The sequence below is a fragment of the Vibrio sp. OPT46 genome (assembly GCF_015163535.1).
Lineage (GTDB): Bacteria > Pseudomonadota > Gammaproteobacteria > Enterobacterales > Vibrionaceae > Vibrio > Vibrio alginolyticus.
Window position 1 is genome coordinate 138504 of record NZ_JADDYG010000092.1, and the last position, 1638, is coordinate 140141.

General features: G+C 43.7%; 2 protein-coding genes. One reads left to right on the top strand and one right to left on the bottom strand.

Annotation, left to right across the window (positions count from 1 at the left end; all coding sequences use genetic code 11):
* A partial coding sequence (locus IQR33_RS04050; RefSeq protein WP_193843535.1) for an ATP-binding cassette domain-containing protein occupies window positions 1-918 on the top strand: 918 nt, incomplete at its 5' end.
* A gap of 96 nt (window positions 919-1014) precedes the next feature.
* Here IQR33_RS04050 and IQR33_RS04055 read toward each other — a convergent pair.
* The coding region (locus tag IQR33_RS04055; protein ID WP_193843536.1) for a nitroreductase family protein at window positions 1015-1638 on the bottom strand (624 nt) is incomplete at its 5' end.

Below are 1638 nucleotides of genomic sequence, written 5' to 3' on the forward strand. Positions count from 1 at the left end.
GACGGCGACGACATGGTTGAGCTCTCTAACTGTGACGAACAGAAACTGCGCCACCTTCGTACGCACCGCGTGTCCATGGTGTTTCAGAAGTTTGCATTGATGCCTTGGTTAACGGTGTTAGACAATGTAGCGTTTGGTCTAGAGATGCAAGGCATTGGTAAAGCAGAGCGTCGTAAAAAGGCGCGTGAACAGCTCGAAATGGTCGGTTTATCTGAGTGGGAAACCAAATTCCCGCACGAGCTTTCTGGTGGTATGCAGCAGCGTGTTGGCCTAGCGCGAGCGTTTGCGATGGACACTGATATCTTGTTAATGGATGAACCGTTTTCAGCACTTGATCCATTGATTCGTGCTCAGCTTCAAGATGAATTGATTCTGCTTCAGGAAAAGCTAAACAAAACCATTCTTTTTGTGAGTCACGACTTGGATGAAGCACTTAAAATCGGTAACAACATCGCCATTATGGAATCAGGAAAGCTGATTCAACATGGCAAGCCAGAACAGATCATTCTTGCTCCAGAAAACGATTATGTGGCGGACTTTGTTGCTCACACTAATCCATTAAATGTGCTGAAGGGACGTTCCTTAATGCGTGACGATTTGGTTCGCGAAGATACGCGTGTTCTGATTTGCCCTGATAAAGATATTTGGGTGATACAAGAGAGCAAGGGGTTAAGTTTAGCGGATAAAGATAAATCGTTGATTCAATGGAAGAGCGATTCTTCGAACCTTGACGAAGTTAATGAAAACTCTCTGGTTCAGGTTAGTCCAGAAATCAGTATGCGAGAAGCGATTGAACTTAAACAGCGTAGCAATCAGCCTCTGCTTATGGTTGAAGATAATAAGCTGGTTGGTGTGTTAAGCGACAATGAGCTTTACGATGCATTGCTTGGTAATTTTAAGTCAGAGCAAGTTGCGTAAAGTTGACGCAGAACCAAGTAAAAAAGAGCCGCATTAATGTGCGGCTCTTTTTAGTTTAAACAATGATTTAAGTCGCTAAGCTAAGACAATGGTCGACTATAGAGTCGTAATTACGTCATCCATTGCAAGGCGCGCTTTTGGAAGACCATGATTATAATCTTCCCCATCTTTATGATAGCCAATCGCTAGCGCAACTTCACAAATATGGCCCTCGAGCTCTTCTTTAAACTCTTCTCCAATCAGAGCCGGATCGACACCTTCCATCGGTGTTGAATCAATGCCTAGTCGAGCCAATGTGTGTAGTAGGTTACCTAGTGCCAAATAGACTTGTGCTTTTGTCCAGCTTCCGTTGAAGCCATTTTCGTCCGTATTTGCATCGGCAAAAGCGTAAGCACCCATAAAGTTGTTGTACATCTCCGCTGGCAAGTGGCCAGATGTTACTTCTGCATCCACACGCTTCGCAAATTTCTCTTTAGTAAATTTAGGATCGTAAGCAAACAGAATCGTATGTGATGCGGCTTTCGCGTGTGGTTGGTTAAACTGATGCATATTTGCAAACGTATTGTGGAAACGTTGCTTCGCTTCATCACTTTCAATAACGATGAATTTCCATGGTTGTGAGTTGATAGAAGACGCCGACAAACGCAGTGCTTCTTTGATTATCGCCATGTCTTCTTGAGAAACGCGCTTGGTTTCATCATATTTTTTTGCAGTGTAACG